Origin of the sequence: Aeromonas sp. (assembly GCF_051657805.1) — a bacterium.
Classification (GTDB): Bacteria; Pseudomonadota; Gammaproteobacteria; order Enterobacterales; family Aeromonadaceae; genus Aeromonas.
The window spans coordinates 31,615-50,936 of the sequence record NZ_JBOFLJ010000003.1; the positions used below are offsets into that span (position 1 = coordinate 31,615).

Annotated in this window: 13 protein-coding genes and 2 tRNA genes; 4 read left to right on the forward strand and 11 right to left on the reverse strand. The window is 60.2% G+C overall.

Going from position 1 to position 19,322, the window contains the following annotated elements; translation table 11 throughout:
* Positions 1-7 precede the first annotated feature (7 nt).
* From mukB to ACRCYW_RS00600, 6 genes are all read right to left on the reverse strand, one after another.
* Positions 8-4,435, reverse strand: coding sequence for a chromosome partition protein MukB (gene mukB, locus ACRCYW_RS00575; protein WP_438548258.1), 4,428 nt, complete (start codon positions 4,433-4,435; stop codon positions 8-10).
* Between the two features lie 45 nt (positions 4,436-4,480).
* Complete coding sequence (gene mukE / locus ACRCYW_RS00580; protein WP_438548259.1) at positions 4,481-5,218, reverse strand: chromosome partition protein MukE; 738 nt, start codon at positions 5,216-5,218, stop codon at positions 4,481-4,483.
* Positions 5,199-6,518, reverse strand: a complete 1,320-nt coding sequence (gene mukF / locus ACRCYW_RS00585; protein ID WP_438548260.1) for a chromosome partition protein MukF — start codon at positions 6,516-6,518, stop codon at positions 5,199-5,201. Before mukF ends, mukE begins: the two co-directional genes overlap by 20 nt.
* 141 nt (positions 6,519-6,659) lie before the next feature.
* Positions 6,660-7,436, reverse strand: a complete 777-nt coding sequence (cmoM, locus tag ACRCYW_RS00590) for a tRNA uridine 5-oxyacetic acid(34) methyltransferase CmoM (RefSeq protein ID WP_438548579.1) — start codon at positions 7,434-7,436, stop codon at positions 6,660-6,662.
* A gap of 1,079 nt (positions 7,437-8,515) precedes the next feature.
* Complete coding sequence (locus ACRCYW_RS00595; RefSeq protein WP_438548261.1) at positions 8,516-9,058, reverse strand: hypothetical protein; 543 nt, start codon at positions 9,056-9,058, stop codon at positions 8,516-8,518.
* 123 nt (positions 9,059-9,181) lie between these two features.
* Positions 9,182-9,463, reverse strand: a complete 282-nt coding sequence (locus tag ACRCYW_RS00600) for a hypothetical protein (RefSeq protein ID WP_438548262.1) — start codon at positions 9,461-9,463, stop codon at positions 9,182-9,184.
* Between the two features lie 488 nt (positions 9,464-9,951).
* On the opposite strand from ACRCYW_RS00600, the gene elyC reads away from it, so the two are divergent.
* The 4 genes from elyC to ACRCYW_RS00620 all read left to right on the forward strand — a co-directional run bounded on the left by elyC (position 9,952) and on the right by ACRCYW_RS00620 (position 15,476).
* Positions 9,952-10,722: an envelope biogenesis factor ElyC gene (gene elyC / locus ACRCYW_RS00605; protein WP_438548580.1), complete on the forward strand. Its 771-nt coding sequence runs from the start codon at positions 9,952-9,954 to the stop codon at positions 10,720-10,722.
* A gap of 135 nt (positions 10,723-10,857) precedes the next feature.
* Complete coding sequence (gene tpiA / locus ACRCYW_RS00610; RefSeq protein ID WP_349922182.1) at positions 10,858-11,613, forward strand: triose-phosphate isomerase; 756 nt, start codon at positions 10,858-10,860, stop codon at positions 11,611-11,613.
* Positions 11,614-11,765: 152 nt separating this feature from the next.
* Positions 11,766-12,737 carry a 6-phosphofructokinase gene (gene pfkA / locus ACRCYW_RS00615; RefSeq protein WP_323970637.1) on the forward strand — a complete coding sequence of 324 codons (972 nt, stop codon included), beginning with the start codon at positions 11,766-11,768 and terminating at the stop codon, positions 12,735-12,737.
* A 1,482-nt stretch (positions 12,738-14,219) separates the two neighbouring features.
* On the forward strand, positions 14,220-15,476 hold the full coding sequence (locus ACRCYW_RS00620) for an amidohydrolase (RefSeq protein WP_438548263.1): 1,257 nt from the start codon (positions 14,220-14,222) through the stop codon (positions 15,474-15,476).
* An 88-nt stretch (positions 15,477-15,564) separates the two neighbouring features.
* Here the strand turns inward: ACRCYW_RS00620 and yjjG are convergent, their stop codons facing one another.
* The 5 genes from yjjG to ACRCYW_RS00645 all read right to left on the reverse strand — a co-directional run bounded on the left by yjjG (position 15,565) and on the right by ACRCYW_RS00645 (position 19,219).
* Entirely contained in the window at positions 15,565-16,245 is a 681-nt protein-coding gene (yjjG, locus tag ACRCYW_RS00625) for a pyrimidine 5'-nucleotidase (protein WP_438548264.1), read from the reverse strand.
* A 99-nt stretch (positions 16,246-16,344) separates the two neighbouring features.
* Entirely contained in the window at positions 16,345-17,811 is a 1,467-nt protein-coding gene (locus ACRCYW_RS00630; protein WP_438548265.1) for a M17 family metallopeptidase, read from the reverse strand.
* A gap of 137 nt (positions 17,812-17,948) precedes the next feature.
* Positions 17,949-18,025 (reverse strand) — tRNA-Met (locus tag ACRCYW_RS00635).
* A 108-nt stretch (positions 18,026-18,133) separates the two neighbouring features.
* Positions 18,134-18,210: transfer RNA gene (locus tag ACRCYW_RS00640), tRNA-Met, on the reverse strand.
* Positions 18,211-18,496: 286 nt separating this feature from the next.
* Positions 18,497-19,219 (reverse strand): hypothetical protein, encoded by a 723-nt coding sequence (locus tag ACRCYW_RS00645; protein ID WP_438548266.1) that lies wholly within the window; start codon positions 19,217-19,219, stop codon positions 18,497-18,499.
* Positions 19,220-19,322 lie beyond the last annotated feature (103 nt).

A 19,322-nucleotide genomic window follows, 5' to 3' on the forward strand; every position in this document is an offset into this window, starting at 1 on the left:
TGTCAGGTTAGGCAATCAGCTTGTCATCGGCGAAGCCAAAACCGCGCAGACCCACCACGTGCACGTGCTCGTGCTTGCCCTGCACCTTGCGGATGAGCTTGTAGGTGGTCCCCTTCTCGGGGCTGATGTTCTCGGGCGCGGCGATGAGCAGCTGCATGTCCTGGCGCTCGCACAGCTCGAACAGGGTGGCGATGGATTTGCCATCCAGGCGCGCCGCCTCGTCCAGGAACAGCAGGCGGCAGGGGGCGATATCCTTGCCGCGCAGGCGACGGGACTCCTCCTCCCAGCTGATCAGCACCATCAGAAGTATGGCCTGACCGGTACCTATGGCCTCGCCGGTGGAGAGCGCACCGCTCTCCGCCCGCAGCCAGCCGTCGGCCCCGCGCTGCACCTCGATCTCCAGCTCCAGGTAGTTGCGATAGTCCAGCAAGACATCGCCCATCACCTGATAGCTGCGCTCCCCCTGCTCTATCTGCGGGTTGAGGCGCTGGAACAGCTTGGCCATGGCCTCGGAGAAGCTGAGCTCCTTGTCGGCGAACAGATCGTTGTGCATGGCGCTCTGATCCGCGAGCGCCGTCAGCAGGCGGGTGTGGGCTTCGCGGATATTGACGTTGAGGCGCACCCCGCGTACCAGACCGAAGGCGATGTTCTGCAGCCCCTGGTTCAGCACCCGGATGCGGTTCTGCTCGCGGCGGATGATGTTGGTGATCTTGGCCGCCACCTCGTGAGAGGAGAGGGACAGGTGGGTTTCTCGCTGCTTGAGCTCATCGGCGAGACGGGCCAGCTCGATCTCCATCTCCTCGATGGCCTCCACCGGATCGTCCGAGCGGATGATGTCGTTGCGGATGCGATCCTTGAGGTAACGGTACACCTGCACGTAGAAGGCGACCTTCTGCTCTGTGTTGCGGTTGCCTTCGGACAGACGCAGCGCATCGCGCAGGGCCTCGTCGTGAGCCACGGCGACGCGCAGGGCACCCAATGCCTTGTCCGACATGGAGCGGAGATCGTCGCTGTCGAGGTACGCCAGCTCGCGCTTGTTCAGACGCTTCTCGACGTCTGTGTCGCGCGCCAGACGCACCACCCGCGACCAGCTCGCCTTGTGGCCCACCAGGGATTTACGGGCACCGAAGTAGTCCTTGCCTTCGAGCTTCAGACGACCGCCGAGGGATTCGATCTCGCGCTTGGTCACCTGCAACTGGGCCTCGGCGCTGGTGCGACGGGAGCGGGTGCGGATGAGCAGCTCTTCGATCTCCTTCTTGTGGGCGCGAGACTTCTCTTCCATGTCCTCGGAGAGTTTCAGCCCCATGGCCATCAGCTCCTGCTCGAACTCCTCCAGGGTCTGACCCTTGGCCGAGGCGCTGGAATCGAGCGCGGTGCGCAGTTGCAGTGCCTCGGTGTGGCGCTGGGCGATCTGCTTGTGCTGCTCCCCTGCGGTGCGGGCGGCCAGCTCGGCGGCCTTGAGCTTCTCTTTCAGCCGCTCGCTCATCTCGGAGGCCTTGCCGAGCAGGTCTTGCGCATCCTGATAGGCGAAGTGCGGCAGGCGGGCCACCAGCTGATCGAGCGCATAGCAACGGCGCTTCTGCTCTGCCAGAAGTTCGCTCGCCTCATCGAACGCGGCCTGCAGGGCGGCGAGATCCTGAGGATCCTGACGCAGCACCTGCACTTTGGCCTCGAGCAGCTCCAGCGCCTTGCCGTGTTTGGCGATAAAGGCTTCGGCGGCCTTGAGGCTCTCCACATCGGCGTGGGCGGCCTCGAGGCGCGCGGCCAGCTCGGCCTCGGCAAACAGATGCGCGAACGGCAGCATGGCCTGCACCAGCTGGATGTATCGGGTCAGCTGGGCACCTGTGGCCTTGATTTCCCCAAGCTGCTTGTCGCATTCGCCGATGGCTCCCTGCAACTTGCGCAGCTCGCTCTGCTTGGCTTCCACCTCGGCTTCTGGATCCGCTCTGAACGCGATGTCCAGATGCTGACCGATGAAGTCGCGGAAGTGGCCATAGAGGCGGTGATACTTCTGCTGCTCGAAGGCGGCCTTGGCATAACCCTCGATGAGGTTTTCGCGCTCAAGGTCGAGCTGCTCGATACGCTTCTCGCGGGCGGCGCGGCCAAACAGCGGCAGCTCGGGATAGCGGGAGAAGCGCACCTGGCGTTTGCTGGTGCGCACCAGCACGGCATCGCCGAGCTCGTCCGCCTCCACCAGATCCTCATCGAACGAATCCGGGTTGCCCTGGATGAGGTAGATATCCTCCGGGCAGTCTTCCAGTTTCTTCAGCCGCTCGATGGCGCCCTCCAGATCCAGCACCACCAGGGCGCTGCGGGCCGGGCCGTAGAGCGCTGAATAGTAAGGGGCATCGTCGATGGAGATGTCATCGTAGACGTCGGAGAGCAGCACGCCCCCCACCTGCTCGGCGATACGGGCGAGGCGCGGATCCGCCTCCCCGGCCCCCAGTTGCAGGTTGCGGATCTGCAGCTCCAGGGCCTGTTTCTGGGCCTGGATGCGGTTGCTCTCCTGCTCGAACTCCCGCTCCTTGTCGAGCACGGTCTGCATGCCGGCGGAGAGCGCCTCTGCGCTGGTGAGCGGCAGACCACTCTGTTCGAGCAGTTGCTCGAGCTTCTCGAAGGATTTCAGCCAGCGGGGAGCCAGCGCGGTGAGATCGGCTATGTCACGACCGAGCTGGGTACCCTGGTGCTCCAGGCTGGCACGGCGCTGACCGATTTCGGCCTGCTGCTCGGCGAGCTCCTCCTGGCGGGTACGCTGGGCCTCGAGGAAGAGATCCAGCTCGTCGCTGCTCCCGATCTGCTGACCAGAGGCTTGCGCCAACTCATCGCGCAGGCGCAGCAGGTTCTTCTGGCTCTCGCTCTCTTTTTCCAGACGCGCGAGCGCCGCGCGCAGTCCCTGCCCCTGAGCGATGCGGGCCTTGTCTTCGATATGGCGCTTGAGCAAGGCCTGGGCCGTGGGCCAGGCGGCCTCGCGAGCGGTTTCCGGGGCTATGCTCAGCAGCAGCGTCAGGGCGGCCTGGTGCTCGGCCACAGCCGCCTTCGCCAGGGCCAGCTGCTGCTCGGCACCCAACACCCGGCTGGTGAGGCTCTGTTCGGCGGCGCGAAACTGGTGCAGGCTGTCGCTCGCCTGCTCCGGGGTGAGGTTTGGCAGTTCGCACTGCTCGCGGGCACTTTCCAACGCCTGCACCGCCTGACGGTACTGGATGGCGCGGGTCTGCTGGATATCCAGCGCCTGCTGATAGTCGGCGAGCTGGGTCTTGAGGCTATCCACCTCGGCCTGGGCCAGTTCCCGACGCTCCTCCACCTCCAGCAGCTGGGCGTGGATCTCCTCCACCACCGCCTGCTGCTGCTCCAGCTTGTCGTTGAGTTCGGCGAGATCGGCGCGATAGAGCGCGATCTTCTTCTGCAGGGCCACGGCGGCCAGCACCTTGGCCAGGTGCTCGGCGGCAGACTCCAGCTCGTCGGTCAGGAGCTTCTCGCGGCCGGTGAGCTGATCCACCTCGTCCGCGAGATAGATGGCGCGCTGCTTCTCTTCGGCAAGCAACCGCCGCTTGCCGGCCAGCTCGGCGCGGGCCTTGAGGGCCAGCTCGGAGAGACGGTTCTTCTCGGCGGCGTTACGCACATAGTCCGCCGCCACGTAGTGGGTGGTCTCGGTGATCAGGTTCTTGAACAGATCCCGCTGGCCTTGCGTCTCCTTGATGGCCTCCAGGGTACGGCGGTTCTCGTAGATGGCTGCCTCCATATCCGCAAACGCCTTGCGCACGCCGGAGTTTTCCGGCAGCAGGTATTCGCGCAGCGACCGGCTGATGGAGGAGGAGATGCCGCCGTAGAGGGAGGCTTCGATCAGGCGATAGAACTTGCCGCGATCCTTCTGATCACGCAATTTTTTGGGCGTGATGCCGAACTCGAACATGAAGTTGTGGTAATCGGTCACCGTATTGAACTTGGCGACCTTGATGGCGCCGAGCTCGGCGGCCGCCCCCTTCAGATCGGCGAAGGCACGCACCCGCCCCTTGCCGCCCTCGAGTTTCTCCAGCAGCAGATCCGTGGGGGCCAGCTCCTGAGGCACATCCACCAGGGCGAAGGGGGTGATGTTGACCTTGTTGTCCCGGTTCGCCACCTGCTCCAGGTGCACGCCGACCCAGATCCGCTGCTCGCGGCTGTTCATCACCTCCAGCACCGAGTAGCAGTGGCCGCGCTGCAGCTTGCCGTAGAGCCCCTTGTCACGGGACGCGCTGGATGAGCCCGCCTCCGTGGTGTTGCGAAAATGCAGCAGGGACTGATCCGGAATGAGGGCCGCGATGAAGGCCGCCATGGTGGTGGACTTGCCCGCCCCGTTGCCGCCGGACAGGGTCGTGACCAGCTGGTCGAGATCGAAGGTGCGGGCGAAGAAGCCGTTCCAGTTGACCATGGTCAGGGATTTGAATTTGCCTCTCACGCCGCACTCTCCATCACATCAATCGTCCCCATCTGGGTCAAAAACTTAACGTTGCAGATCATCTTCCACCTCCAGCTCCAGCTGCTCTTCGTCCAGATCCGACTCTATATCGTCGAACAGGGAATCGCTGCTCGGCATCTCGTCGTCGTGGAAGATGGCCTCCCCTTCCTGGATCATCCGCAGTTGCACGGCGCGGGGATCCTCGTCGGAGCGCACGTCGGCGGCGAAGCGGAACACGGACTCGTTGACCCTGAACTTGTCGCCGTTGCCGAGCGCCGTGATCATGCCGAGACGCCGCAGCCGGCGCATGGAGGTGCGGATCTTCTCCAAGAGCTTCTTTTTGTCCAGATCCGTGCCGCCGGAGCGGCTGTTGACCATGCGCAGCAGCTGCTTCTCGTCGGCGAGGCTCAGCACCTCCTCCTGCAGCTCGCTGGTGGCGAACACCCCCTCGGAGGCGAGCCTGTCAGGGCTCAAGTAGAGATAACAGAGCACCTTGCCCACCAGCATGTCGAGCTCTGACAGCACTGTCGTACCGATGTCGGCACTCGGGCGCGGGCGCAGGTAGAAGAAGCCTTCCGGCGCCTTGATGAGTTCGACCTGATAACGGCCGTAGAAGATCTCCAGCTCGCCGTGATACTCCACCAGGGCCGAATGCTGCTCGAAATCGTCCGCACTGATGTGGCGGCCGGAGCGCAAGGCGGTGTCGATGCGCGGAAACAAGGGGTTGGCGATGGCCTCCGCGAGGCGCAGCGGCAGGGGAAACTCAGTATTGATCGATGACATAGGCCTGAACCTTGGATCCTGCTTGGTTGATGGGTTTCCATGCGGGTTGGCGGTGCAGCTCGCGCTCACCGCTGGCATGGCCGAGACGCACCGCCTGATCGATCAGGAGACGCGCCACATCGAAGTGGGCGTGGGCCGGGTAGTCCAGCAGGTATTCCCGCAGCACGTCGGCCAAATCCAGCTGGGAGTCACTCTCGGGGTAGCGGGCGAGGTAGCGCTCGATGCGCTCCGCCAGCTCCTGGTTGATGTCCACCATCTCCAGGTACTCCATCTCGAGGGGCACCTCACCGGTCACCTCCTCGTCGTGGATGGCGATGGTCTCATCCCGCAGCTCCAAGAGCCTCGGCTCCTCGGCCACCCTGAGCTGCCAGTTATGCTGCTCGAAGTTTCGAATGGATTCGCGCAGTCGCTGGCTGAAGGCGCGGTTCTTGTCCATGTCGATGGCGTTGCGGATGAATTTGTGGACGTGCCTGTCATACCGGGACCAGAGCTCGATGCACTGCTGTCCCCAGGAGGTGATGACGTCCAGACGCCCCTGCAAAGCGTGAGTCAGCTCCTCGACGTGGAAGAGATCCTCCCGCCCCTGGGCCGCTTCCTGAATGTTGAGCAGGCCAGCCTGCAGGCGGTGGCCGGCGGCGTCCAGGGTATCCTGCAGCTCGCGCAGGGTCTGGCCGGTTTCACGCAGCAGCTTCTCGCAGCTGTGGATGGCGTCGACCCAGTTCTGGGTCAGTAGGGCCGCGATCTCGCTTTTGACCTGATTCTGCTGCTCATCCATGGCGCGCTGGGTGAGATCGATGCGCCCCAAGGTCTCTTCCAGGGAGAAGCTGAGACGGGGCAGCACTTCCGCGTCCCACTGCTCGCGGGTGTCCAGCTCCAGCGCCGCCTTGCGGGCAGTGTCGAGCTCGGCCGCCAGGTGTTCCAGCAGGATGGAGAGCTTGATGGAGTCGACTTGGCGCTGATCCAAAAAGAAGTCGACGATGCCGACGCCGAGGCGCGACAGGCGATAGAGGCTCTCGCCTGCCACCATGTCGGTGGTGAAGCGCGACAGCAGCTGCTGGCGAATGAGATCGTTGATGGCGTTGTTGGCGCGACCGGAGAGGGTCTCGTCCATCTGGCCGAAGGCGCTGCTCACATAGCCGAAGGCGTCGTGCAGCGCGGCCTCCGAGAGATCGGACTCCTCCTCGGAGAGGGTCTTGATCGCAATCAGAAAGGCCAGCCGATCGGTGGGCAGGCTCAAGGCCAGACCCTCCTGCCTGACCCATCCTACCGTCTCGGGCAGGGTACGGGATGTACTCATCATGACGTTATCATCTCGTTGTTATAACCGGCGGACTGACGCACACCTCATGTGTGCATCGTTCCCGCTCGTTGTGTATCGGCCAGGGCTTAAGGGCGCCCCGGCGGCTAGATCCCGCAAAAAATGATGCCGGTGGCGCGGCACTCAGCCAACCGGTTTCTGGGCCATCACATGGATGTAGCGCCCAAGGGAGACAAAGGGTTCCTGCCGGCAGTACTGCTGCTCCATGGCCAACAGGTCATCGAACTTCTCGTGCTGATCCTGCTTGTGGCGCATGTAGTCGTGGATGACGCGCACTCCGGTCTTGCCGATGATCTTGAGCCCCCCTCGCCCGATCCAGTCATACACCTGCTCCGGCAGCTGCGGATTGGTGGGGGTCAGGGCGGTCTGGCGCTTCTTGTTCAGCCCCTGGCGCACATAGTCGAAATTGCCCACCACCAGGCTCTGGAACAGCAGGCCGTGGCGGTTGTAGAAAAGCAGCGACAGTATGCCCCCTGCATTGACGAAAGGGAACAGACCGAGCAGGGTCTGGCGCGGCTCGGCGAGCCACTCCAGCACGGCGTGGCAGAGCACGAGATCAAAGGTGCCGCTCACATGGGACTTGAGCTCCTGGATGGGGCAATGGATGAGACGAATTCTGTCTTCCAGCCCCTGCTCGGCGATCTGGGTCCGGGCCAGTTCCAGCATCTCTGCCGATAGATCGCACAGCTCCACCATATGGCCCATGGCCGCGAGCTTCTGGGCGAAATAGCCAAAGCCGCCGCCGGCATCCAGGATGCGCAGCGGCCGATTGCCGAGCCGGGCCAGACAGGCCTCGATATCGCTCCACACAACCGTGGTGCGGATGCGCCCCTTGGTGGAGTCATAAATGTTGCGGGCGAACTTGTCGGCCCGCCCGTCGAAACTCTGATCTTGCTTCAAGAGAGCGCTCATCTTCAGCCCCCTGCCACCGACTCGCCATCGGGACGTAGGCAGGGTTGGGCCACAGGAAAAAGGAGGGTATTCTGTCACATCCGGGATTTGCTGAAAACTCAAGGAGAGGGGTTAGATTCTCTATATGGGATTGGAGTTAATCGCTGGCTTGTACACTGTCCCGCTGGCGGCGCGGCTTGATGATATTGACCAGATGAACCACCCTATCTGGACAACTATCCACATCAACGTAACGGCAGCCTTCAGTCATCGAGCAAGTATCCGGCCAGCGTCATGCCGGGCACCACTGGTAGCGCCTCTTTGCCACGGCAGCGGCTGCCGTCGAGAACCCTTCTTCTTTCCTCCTGTATCGCCCCTCCAGAAACGACAAAGCCCGCACGAGGTGGGCCAGAAACGAAAAAGGCCAGGGTCGGTGAGACTCTGGCCATGATGGGTCGATACTGACACTCTAAAGACGAACTCTCAACAACCTCAGGGGACGACACTTACACTCAACAGCGCCGATTATGAAAAACAGACATTTTGTTTATAGCCCCTCTTAAGGCGAAGGCGACAAGCAAGGCAGCCAAGTACGATGCTAGCAACAGCATTGCCCACAGTGGATTATCTCTAAACACATAAAAAACTGCAAAAGAGAAGCATGCTAAGAACGTCACATTCCACTTTAATCCCAAATTAAAAATGCAGCTCAATATTATGCCAACTGGAGCTAGGTACATGCTGAACAACCAAATCGCATAATACAGCTCCCGTCCCCCAGACGTTGGTGTGAAAAATCTCATATAAATAATTCGCCCGACTTCCTCAACCAAGAGGAATGACAAAGCTGATAATACACCAATCAGAAGCATGGCGATATATCTACTTTTTCCATAAACCATACTGTGCAGCCTCAGCCTAGGTAAATTTATCTGCCAGCTTCTTTGGTTTTACTACCGTCATGCTCTCGATTAAACGAGCCACTCTAACGCTGGGACGGCAGCGATTCAACCAGAAGGTGCAGGAGAATCGTGGGGTTGATGCATTACGATGAACTCACGCCATTCTGGCTCAAGTTCCAAAGCAAACTACCTCTCTTGGCTCAATGACAGCCAGAACGGTAACCACAAATTCGTCCACCAGTATTCCATGTCTCCCTGCAGCGCACCCAAGCCTTCAAGATCAATCCATGGGAATGAGTCTGCCGGGAGAGGTGGCTCTAACTTTATCTGCTGGAGAGCGTAAATAACGTCAAGATCATCACTGGCAAACGAGACTATCGTACCAGCAAAGGAAGGATGCAGGAATAACACCATCTTCCTATGCGAAGGATCATCTGCTCGCTCTATGAGCTGCGTATTCAGCCCTGGACATACCAGATATCCTATCTGATAAAGTGCTAGTGTAAGCCTCTCCATACAGCCTTCGGATACCAATATGCGCACTAGGTAAGCCTCTATTCCAGCATCTAGTGGCAGAGAGGCTGGGTACCCACGGTACGCCTGAGCCTGCACTGTAGTGAAACCAGAACCCTTGAAGATTGCCTCCATGTCCAGAGGGTTTGAAACTCCCTTTTTCCCTAGCAATTTATAAAAAATACTCTCCACCAAATTCGCATATATATATGTCATTATCAGACAAGCATTGCGATCACCTCATAATGTTACCCCTCCATTACATCTAGGATCTTACTGCTCTTTTAATAGATGGGTGAAAGGAAGATACTCCACCACTCTTATCTACTGTGCTTATATTCAACTCACCGTTATACTCGTCATCAAAAGCGGAAAAGCTATTCGTATCAGTTGTGATACTCCGCCCCAGGGGATTGGAAAAGGGACATCATTCCATTTCCCATAACATACAAAGGGGGATGATTTCCCTATATAATTGGCATTGGCATTGGCATTGGCATTGGCATTGGCATTGGCATTGGCATTGGCATTGGCATTGGCATTGGCATTATACAAAGCGAAATATATTGGTAATTCCGTAGTCAACAGGCAATATAAACCTATAGAATTAACCGGGTACATATCTCTCAAAAAACCTTGTGTTGTCTATCTTTCGAGACCTAACTAATGAAAGTATTCTTGCCTAAAAAATTCAATGAGGCATGAGCAAGAAGCAACCAGTATGTAACAAAAAACACCGCTAATAACTTAGCTAACTTCTTCATAAATATATGGCTCTCTGATTAGGGAGCGGATGTAACCAAAGTACATCTGAGAACACAAGCTTGCTCAATACACCCCCAAACGACTCCAAATAATAATCAGGCTCATCGAGAGCCTTGGCTATTTTGGGCAGAAGTCACAGGGATTCAACCGTCAATTTATCCAGTTGTTTTTGGATTGTGGTTGTGCAGACGGCAGACATCTCTGGAGAACTAGCGGTGCTCGAGTCCAAGGGAAGGGGCTTGTGATCATTCAGGCACTGGATCTGATAAAGTGCACCAGCGCCTAATGCCAGCTGTCGCATGTTAATAAGATATTGATGGGAGAACACAGTGTTTGAGTTGAACTTGTTTGTGATCAAGAAGTGGCTGGGCCAGTTGTTGATGCCACTGCCCTTCTCCCTCTCCTTATTAGTGCTGGCCCTGCTGCTGCTCTGGTTCACCCGCTTCCAGAGAACCGGCAGGTTGTTGGCGACTCTCTCCTTGGTGATCATCGCTCTGATGGGGATGCGCCCGATAAGCTACGAGCTGGCCCGCTCTCTTGAGCAGACTTACCCGCCTTTCGAGATAGGCCAACACCCGGACATCGAGGCCATCGTCGTGCTCGGCAACGGTCATGTGAGCGATCCGGCCATCCCCGAGCGCGCCTGGCAGAACAACATATCCCTGGCCCGCACCCTGGAGGGGGTTCGTCTGGCCGAGGCTTATCCGCAGGCGGAGCTTATCTTTTCAGGCTATGTATCGGGGGATCCCCTGTCGAATGCCGAGGTCAACGCCCGCATGGCAGCGAGCCTCGGCATAGACAGGGCCCGCATGACGTTGTTTGAAAACAACAAAGACACCCATGACGAGGCGGTCAGCATAGCCCGCTTCCTCAAGGGGAAGCGGGTGGCGCTGGTGAGCTCGGCCACCCACCTGCCGCGAGCCATGGCACTCTATCGCAGTCAGGGCCTCGATGCGGTGCCGGCGCCCACGGATTACACCGCCAAGCAGAGCCAGCAGCCGCAACCCCTCTACACTTACCTGCCCAAGGGGCGTTATCTGATGTATTCCGAGGCTGCCATTCACGAGTGGATTGGGGTATGGTGGGCCCGTCTGCGGGGTCAGGTCAACGAATGAGCGATCGACGATTCCATTTCTGATTTGGATCAGGAAAGCGAAAAAAAATTACGTCATTTGCCGCCGGGTCAGCTATCTTGGGCTCGGTTCAATTCATATAATGTCGCGCAATCAAATGCCTAGGAGATATAGAAGATGAGACAGCACCTGGTAATGGGTAACTGGAAACTGAACGGCACCAAGGCTTCTGTAGAAGCCCTGATCAAAGGACTGACCCCGGCTGCTGCCGCTCATCCTTCGGTACAAGTCGCCGTCTGCCCGCCGGTTATCTTTTTGGGTCTGGTTGAGCAACTGACCGCCGGCAGCAAGATCGCCTACGGTGCCCAGAACGCCGATGTTCACGAGTCCGGCGCCTTCACCGGCGAGAACGCCCCCTCCATGCTCAAGGCCTTCGGTTGCACCTACTCCCTGGTGGGTCACAGCGAGCGTCGTACCCTGCACGCAGAGACCGACGACGTGGTCGCCGCCAAGTACGAAGCCATTCAGAAAGGTGGCCTGATCCCCGTGCTGTGCATCGGTGAGACCCTGGCTCAGTTTGAAGCCGGCACCACCAACACCGTGGTTGAAACCCAGCTGAAAGCCGTGATCGACCGCTGCGGCATCGCCTCCTTCGCCAACGCCGTCGTCGCCTACGAGCCGGTATGGGCCATCGGTACCGGCAAGACCGCGACCCCGGAAATCGCCCAGGCCGTTCACGCCCACATCCGCCAATACCTGGCTGGTTTCGACGCAGCTGTGGCGGCCAAGGTACAGATCCTGTACGGTGGCTCCGTGACCGGCGCGACCGCCGCCGACCTGTTCGGTCAGCCGGACATCGACGGTGGCCTGGTAGGTGGTGCGTCCCTGAAGGTGGACGACTTCTCCCAGATCATCGCTGGCGCTGCCAAGTAAGGCTCGCACGAAGAGGGGCCTGTCCCCTCTTCGTCTATCTCCTTTCCTATGAAGCCGAGTCCCTCATTTTCATAGGAAAGCCGATATAGTAAACACGTGGCTGACTGCATTTTCAGATATTGATTTTCGACAACTTGGATCCAGAGGCACTCATGACCAAACAAATCAAACGTATTGGTGTTTTGACCAGTGGTGGTGACGCACCGGGTATGAACGCAGCCATCCGCGCCGTGGTGCGCGCCGGTCTGCACCATGGCCTGGAAGTTTACGGCATCTATGATGGCTACCTCGGTCTGCATCAAGACAGGATTGTCAAGCTGGAACGCCACAGCGTCTCCGACGTGGTCAACCGTGGCGGTACCTTCCTCGGCTCCGCCCGTTTCCCCGCCTTCAAGGATCCGAAAGTGCGCGCCGAAGCCATCGAGAACCTGAAGAAACACGGCATCGACGCCCTGGTGGTGATCGGCGGTGACGGCTCCTACATGGGTGCCAAGAAGCTGACCGAGGAGGGTTTCCCCTGCATCGGCCTGCCGGGCACCATCGACAACGACATCGCCGGCACCGACTTCACCATCGGCTTCGACACCGCCCTGAACGTGGTGGTTGACGCCATCGACCGCCTGCGCGACACCTGCAGCTCCCACCACCGCATCTCAGTGGTCGAGATCATGGGCCGCCACTGCGGCGATCTAGCCATGTCTGCCGCGGTCGCCGGTGGCGCCGAGTACGTGATCGTGCCGGAAGTAGCCTTCGACAAAGAGAAGCTGCTGCAACAGATCAAGGAAGGAGAAGCCAAAGGCAAGCGTCACGCCATCATCACCATCTGTGAGCATGTCACCGATGTGAACGCCCTGGCCAAAGACATCGAGTCCATGACAGGCCGCGAAACCCGCGCCACCATCCTGGGCCACATCCAGCGCGGTGGTTCCCCCACTGCCCGCGACCGCATTATGTCCAGCCGCATGGGCGCCTTCGCCGTCGAGCAACTGCTGGCGGGTCAGGGTGGTCGCTGCGTCGGTATCCAGGGCAACGAGATGGTGCACCATGACATCATCGACTGCATCGAGAACCTCAAGCGCCCGTTCAATCAGGAGCTGTACGATCTCTCCACCACCCTGTTCTAAGCCCAGCGGTTTTTTACCGGGTCGTCATGAAAAAACCCTCCGTTGGAGGGTTTTTTATATCTTAATCCGGCTAGCGGTTTAATGGCCATTCCCGGTTGCCCAGTCGGGCTGTCTCGACAGTAGTGCAAGCACCTCTTTGCACCATGTCCCTAAAGAGCTGGCCTGCTTGACTGGGCTCTTCCCCCTATCTTTTTTTCTTTCCAACCACTGCGTCTATCATCGTTTAGTCAGGCTCTTGCTGCAGTTATCTCTTGCTAGCTCCTTGTTACCGGCTAACGCAGCTATTTTCCTGCCCTACCTTCTTTGAAGCATCTGATCCATTTTGCAATTTGTGTTGCCCGCTATAGAGGTCTCTCGCCAGCGACTGCAGGCCATGGCGGGGGCGGGGGCGGATTAGCGCAAGACGCGCCCTTCCCTCCCTCTATCACGCGCTGCCACACATCAAGCACGCCTGATATTAAGTGGCGATAGAGCTGGAGTGTCGCTGCCAGGCAAACCGCCCCTTCAATACAAAAGGGATACGTTTTCCCTTTCCCCCACCCCCCTATTTTTTGCCACACAGCCATAGGCCCGGGTCCATCAGGTGCGGGGCATCCAGGCCAGCGGTCGGTCAGAAAGCCTGCTCAGGCGCGACACGGGGCGGCGCGCACCGCCGGACTCCCCTTTTATTGCGGACGGTTTCCCATTAAGTTGATGAATACCACCACTACCCCCATGCCAACCGGCTGTCCGGGCAAGGGTTATGACAATGGCTGGCAGATAACTTGATGAGAGATGGCAAAATACAGCCCGGACACTTGAATACCATCCTGATGACAGTTTGTGACGAGTCAAATGGCCAGATTGCCGGTGAAGATTTTACAGCAATCAAAGTGGCGCCATAAGAAACCACAAAAAAAATCACACAACAAACAAGCAATACATTGTTTTTATTTGAAAAAATAATAACCCATCCCATGAAAGAGTGTCAGCGCTCTCCATTAGTGCAAAAAAAAAGCGTAAAAAACAAAAAACACCAACCTGACAAGCCATGACACCAAAAGCCTACAAAAATAACAATCTTTGTTGTTTTATCGTCCCGATGTGGTATCTTGATCCCACTATTCATCAGCCAAGGGAGACAAAATGATGACTGAGTTCGTTGTTACCGCCGTTTTTACCGTATTTTTCACTCTGGTTGCCGTCTCTCTGCCCTCTCTGGGTCAGCTCTAAGCCGGCCAATACCTAGGTGCAGAGACGCTGTCGACCGCCAGCCTCCATCCGCGCTGGCTAATTGAACAGAAGATCGCACTTTTGATGCTCTGGCGTGAAATATCCACAGAGACCGACATTTACTGATAGTCACTGTGTATTTTTCAGCCTCCAGCATGCTGACCCAAGGGGAGCCATATCGGCTCCCCTTGTTGCATTCCTGTCATCGGGATTTACTCTTGCCCCCCTGCCCTTCACAATGCCCGCTGGACTCGACATGCAGGAATCATCATGACTCAGGATGCTCTGCGCCGCTGGCGCCGTGATCTTCATCGTCACCCCGAAGCGGCCTGGTGTGAATTTCGCACCACCACCCTCATCGCCCGCCACCTCTCTGAACTCGGATTCGACGTCATGCTGGGCGACCAGCTGCTGGCCAGCAACCTCATCATGGGGCGGGAGATCGATGTGCCAGCCCAGAAGGCCCGCGCCCTGCACCAGGGAGCCGATCCCGACTGGCTGGCTCGCATCGAGGAGATCACCGGTGTGATGGGGCTCTGGGACAGCGGTCGTCCCGGCCCCACCCTGGGTTTTCGCTTCGACATCGATGCGGTGGAAGTGGAGGAGCAGCCGGATCCCGGCCATGGTCCGAGTCAGGGGGAGTGGCAATCCTGCAACCCGGGCTGGATGCACGCCTGTGCCCACGACGGTCACACCGCCATCGGGCTGGTGCTGGCCGAGCGGATTGCGGCCCTGGCCGAGGGACTCAATGGCCGGATCAAGCTGTTCTTCCAGCCTGCCGAGGAGGGCTGCCGCGGTGGCAAGGCACTGGCCGCCGGCGGTCAACTCGATGATCTGGATGCCCTGCTGGCGCTGCACATCGGCATTCATGCCGAGAGTGGCGAGCTGGTGATCAATCCCACCGACTTCCTCTGCTCCACCAAGTTCGACGTTGAGCTGATGGGGCGCGCCGCCCACGCAGGGCTCGAACCCAACGCCGGTGCCAATGCGCTCGCGGCCGCCTGCATGGCCACCACCGCCATGCTCGGCATTCCCCGCCATCGAGATGGCATGACCCGCATCAACATCGGCCAGCTCCACGCCGGCAGCGGCCGCAACGTGATCCCGGGTCACGCCCAGTTGCAGGGGGAAACCCGAGGCGCCACCCCTGAGCTCAACGACTACATGTTCACCCAGGTGCAGCAGATAGTGGCGGGAGCCGCCGCCATGCAGGGCGTCACCTACCTCATTCGCAAGCAGGGGGAAGCCATCGGCATCGAAAACAGCCCGGCTCTGCTCGAGGAGATAGTGCCCCTGGCCGAGGGATTGTCATTCAAGACCATCCACAGCCGCCGTTTCGGGGCGAGCGAAGATGCGGGTTTTCTCATCGAGCGGGTGCAGCGCAATGGCGGGCAAGGGGCCTACCTCATCCTCGGCGCCAACCTGGCGGCCCCCCACCATCACCCGGAGTTTGACTTCGACGAGTCGGTGCTGGCCCCTGGGGTCGCCCTGCTGGAGGCCTGGCTGCTGGGCCGTCTCGCTCCCTAGGGCAGAGCATCAGTGCAAAAAGGCAGCCCAGAGGCTGCCTTTTTGCTGTCAGCGCCATGATGGCACCTTGACTGATCCGCTCGTCGTCTCATTGCCCCAGCACGATGGCACCGAGGTGGGCGAAGTGGTGGATCTCGTGGGTCGACTCGCAAGGGGTATCGTGGCGCGCCGGGTTGTACCAGCAGGTGGCGAGACCCTGGGCGGCGGCGCCGGCGATGTCGGTCTTGGGGTTGTCCCCCACCATCAACACCCTGGCGGGATCCGGCCGTCCCATCCGCTCGAGGGCGAGCTGGAAGATGGCGGGAGCGGGTTTGGTCACCCTCACCTCGTCGGAGATCACCAGGGGCTCGAACCAGTGGCTCCAACCCAGTTTGTCGAGGCGACCGCGCTGGGGCAGGCTGAAGCCGTTGGTGATGATCCCCATGCGTACCCGCCCCTGCATCGCCTCGAGGGTCTCGGTGACCCCCTCGAGAGGAGTGCTCAGGGCGATGATCTGCTGCAGGAAGGTGTCGTTCATGGCCATGGGGGCCACCTCCACCTGCTCGGCAAACAGGGAGAAACGGGTCTGCTGCAGGTGGGCCGCGTCTATCTCGCCGCTGTTGTACTGCTGCCAGAGTCTGTGGTTCAGCCCGTGATATTCCGCCATCTTGGCGGGGCTGGGATGAACCCCGTAGATCTGCAGGGTTCGCTCCAGGGCCTCGGTGACCGGGAAATCCAGCAGGGTTTCGTCCAGATCGAACAGCACCCAGTCATAACTTGGTTGTTTCACGCTTGTCCTCAATGCTTGGCTCTTGTGTGGCACTTCGCTTGTTGCTTGGTGCGGCCTCTGCCGCCGGTACCGAGAAGGCCAACGCCCTCCCGGCCCCTGTCAGCACAGCGGGCTGGCGAGCAGATCCAGGGTCAACCGGACACCGAACCCCGTCACCTCGCTGCTGACGACCCCATTGCCCCCCTTGTTGCGAAAACCGCTGAGATCCAGGTGCAGCCAGGGTGTTTCTGCTCCGACGAAGCGGCTCAGGAAGCGGGCGGCGTCGATGTGATCCGGCGAACTGCCGGGGGCACACTGTAGCAGATCCGCCCATTCGCTATCGAGGTTGTCATCGTAATCCTCATCCAGCGGGAAGGGCCAGATCCGCTCGCCGCTCTGCTGCCCCAGGCTTATCAGTTCACCGAGCCAGGCGGGACGATTGGTGAAGGCGCCGCTGTAACGGCTGCCGAGCGCCCGCTTGCAGGCACCGGTCAGGGTGGCGTAGTCGATGAGCAGATCCGGCTTGTCCCCGGCAGCCAGGGCGAGGGTGTCCGCCAGCACCATGCGCCCCTCGGCGTCCGTGTCCACCACCTCGATGGTGGTGCCGTTGATGGCGATCACCACCTCGCCGGGTTTATAGGCCAGGGGGCCTATGTGGTTCTCCGAGATGGCGAGCCAGCAGTGCACCTCATAGGGCAGCCTGGCGCGACGGATCGCGAGCAGGGTGCCCAGTGCCACGGCGCTGCCCCCCATGTCCAGGTGCATGCCATACATGCTGCCGCCGACTTTCAGGTTATAGCCGCCGGAATCGTGGCAGATCCCCTTCCCCACCAGGGCGAGGCGGCGCTGGGCATTGGCCGGACAGTAGCTGAGTTTCACGATGGCGGCCTGGCCGTCCGCGGAGCCCCTGGCCACCGCGAGGAAGGCGCCGGCGCCGAGGCGGGTCAACTCGGCCTCATCATACTCCCGCCACTGCCAGCCTTCTGCCTCGGCGAGCTCCCGGGCCAGGGCACGATAGCTTTTGGGAGTCAGATCCGAGGCGGGCAGCACCGCGAGATGGCGAGCCAGCCCGTTGCCCTCGGCCTCGGCCAGGATCCGGTTCAGATCCAGGTTGCAGGCGGGCGACACGGACAGCTGTTGATAGCTCACCGGGACGTCGGCTCGCTGCTTGTGGGTCGGCAACGCCACGTTGGCCGCGAGCAGGGTGGCGAGCACCAGCTCGGCCAGCTCGGCCCGGTTCTCGTCGTCAAAACCGCAAAGATGCAGTGCCAGCCGCTCTGCCTTGAGAGCCGCCAAGGGCGCCACCCAGTCGCGCACCAGCTTGTAGCGTCTATGATCCCGCGCCTCGGCGGGATCGACGAAGATCACCAGCTGCACACCGCTGTGATCACTCAGGCGATAGGGCGCCTTCTGGCCCAGGGCTATCTGGGCCGCCACGGCGGCAAAGGCGGGTTCGGCCAGCAGGTTCGCCCGCTCGGATCCGGCGATCAGCAGCAGCTTGATGGGGGTCGGACTCGCCATCACCTCCGTCAGGCTGGCGTTCTGGAGCTCTATCTTGGGCGGGAGATAACGAAAGGGTTGCAGCATAGGAAGAGCCTCATCCATGGACAGAAACCAGGATGATACCGAACAAGGGGCGCAAACGACCAGCATCTTGAGGATTAATGTTCAAGATCAGGGAGATAGATAGGGGAAATAGAGGATGAAGAGGCATTGCAAGGAGTTGGTTGCGGGGGCCGGATTTGAACCGACGACCTTCGGGTTATGAGCCCGACGAGCTACCGAGCTGCTCCACCCCGCGTCCGAATTGTTGTCTGTCACCAGACCTTGCACCATCAACTGCCGAGCAGTGGCAGTCGATGTCGTTGCAGCACCCCAGGGTTTGCGCCCTGCCATGCCGGCAAAGAGTTGGTTGCGGGGGCCGGATTTGAACCGACGACCTTCGGGTTATGAGCCCGACGAGCTACCGAGCTGCTCCACCCCGCGTCCGAGGTCGCCCATAATAGGCGCCAACGCTGAGATTGCAAGTAATTATCCTAAAAAAAGTTGATCGGGGGATTAAACCACCAGATGTTGTTGCCTTTTGCAACAAACCGCAGGCTTTTCAGTCAACTAGCGGATCTGCCCCCGACCAGACAATCCTGTTCCCTCACTCTGTTTGACACGCAGTACGCACCGGCGACGCCCTTTTTCCCATAAAAAAGCCCGCACCGGATCGGGTGCGGGCTCTTCTTGTCGCCAGGGTCTGCGCCGAGGAGTCAGGTCAGAGGAGTCAGGTCAGTTGATGCAGCACGCTGGTGGCCGCTATCTCGGCCATCAGCAGACCGCAGAGGGTAACGGACAGCACCACGGGGGCCGTCTCCTGCTGCCGGTAGAGCGGCGTGAACCAGAGCAGCAAGGCGGCGATGAGCAGCGCGGCCTGGGTCAGTACCCAGGGTTGCAAGGCACTTAGGGTAGCGGCCTCGGGCGCCGCCATCAGCAGCTGTGCGACAAACCAGAGCAGGCTGGCGATGGCCGCCGCCAGGCCGGCCACAGGGAGCAGGACATTGAACGCCTGCAAGCGGTGACGGGCCCGCAGCAGCATCAGGTGGGCGAAGGCCGAGCCCAGCAGCACCATCTGCAGCAGGCCGTTCAGCCAACCCTGCAGTTGCAGCAATCCGGCGCCATAGAGGGCCAGCGGCAGGGCCGGCAGCCACAGCAGGGTGGCCGGGATGGCGCGCTTGCCCTCGAGACGGGACTGGACGAGGGAGATCACTATCCCCAGCACCAGGGCGGCGCCCCCGCACCATATGAGCCAGTCGCGCGTCCCGGCTTCGATAGCCAGCATCAGGGAGAGGCCGGTAATGACCCAGATGGAGAAGAGCTGGGTGGTGATCCGCGAACGCTGACCCGGGCAGAGATCCCCCCGCCAGAGCACCAGGGCGAGGGCGATCAGGGCGCCCAGGGCCATCAGGCCGGTCAGGGGAAAGAGCCAGGAAGGAAGTTGGACGAACATAGGGTCTCCAGCAACAGACAGGAAGTGAGCGTGATGCGCGCCCGCTATCGGCGGGCCTCATCGACAGAAGGGGGCGAGTATACCCAAACTCGCCCCCTTCCCC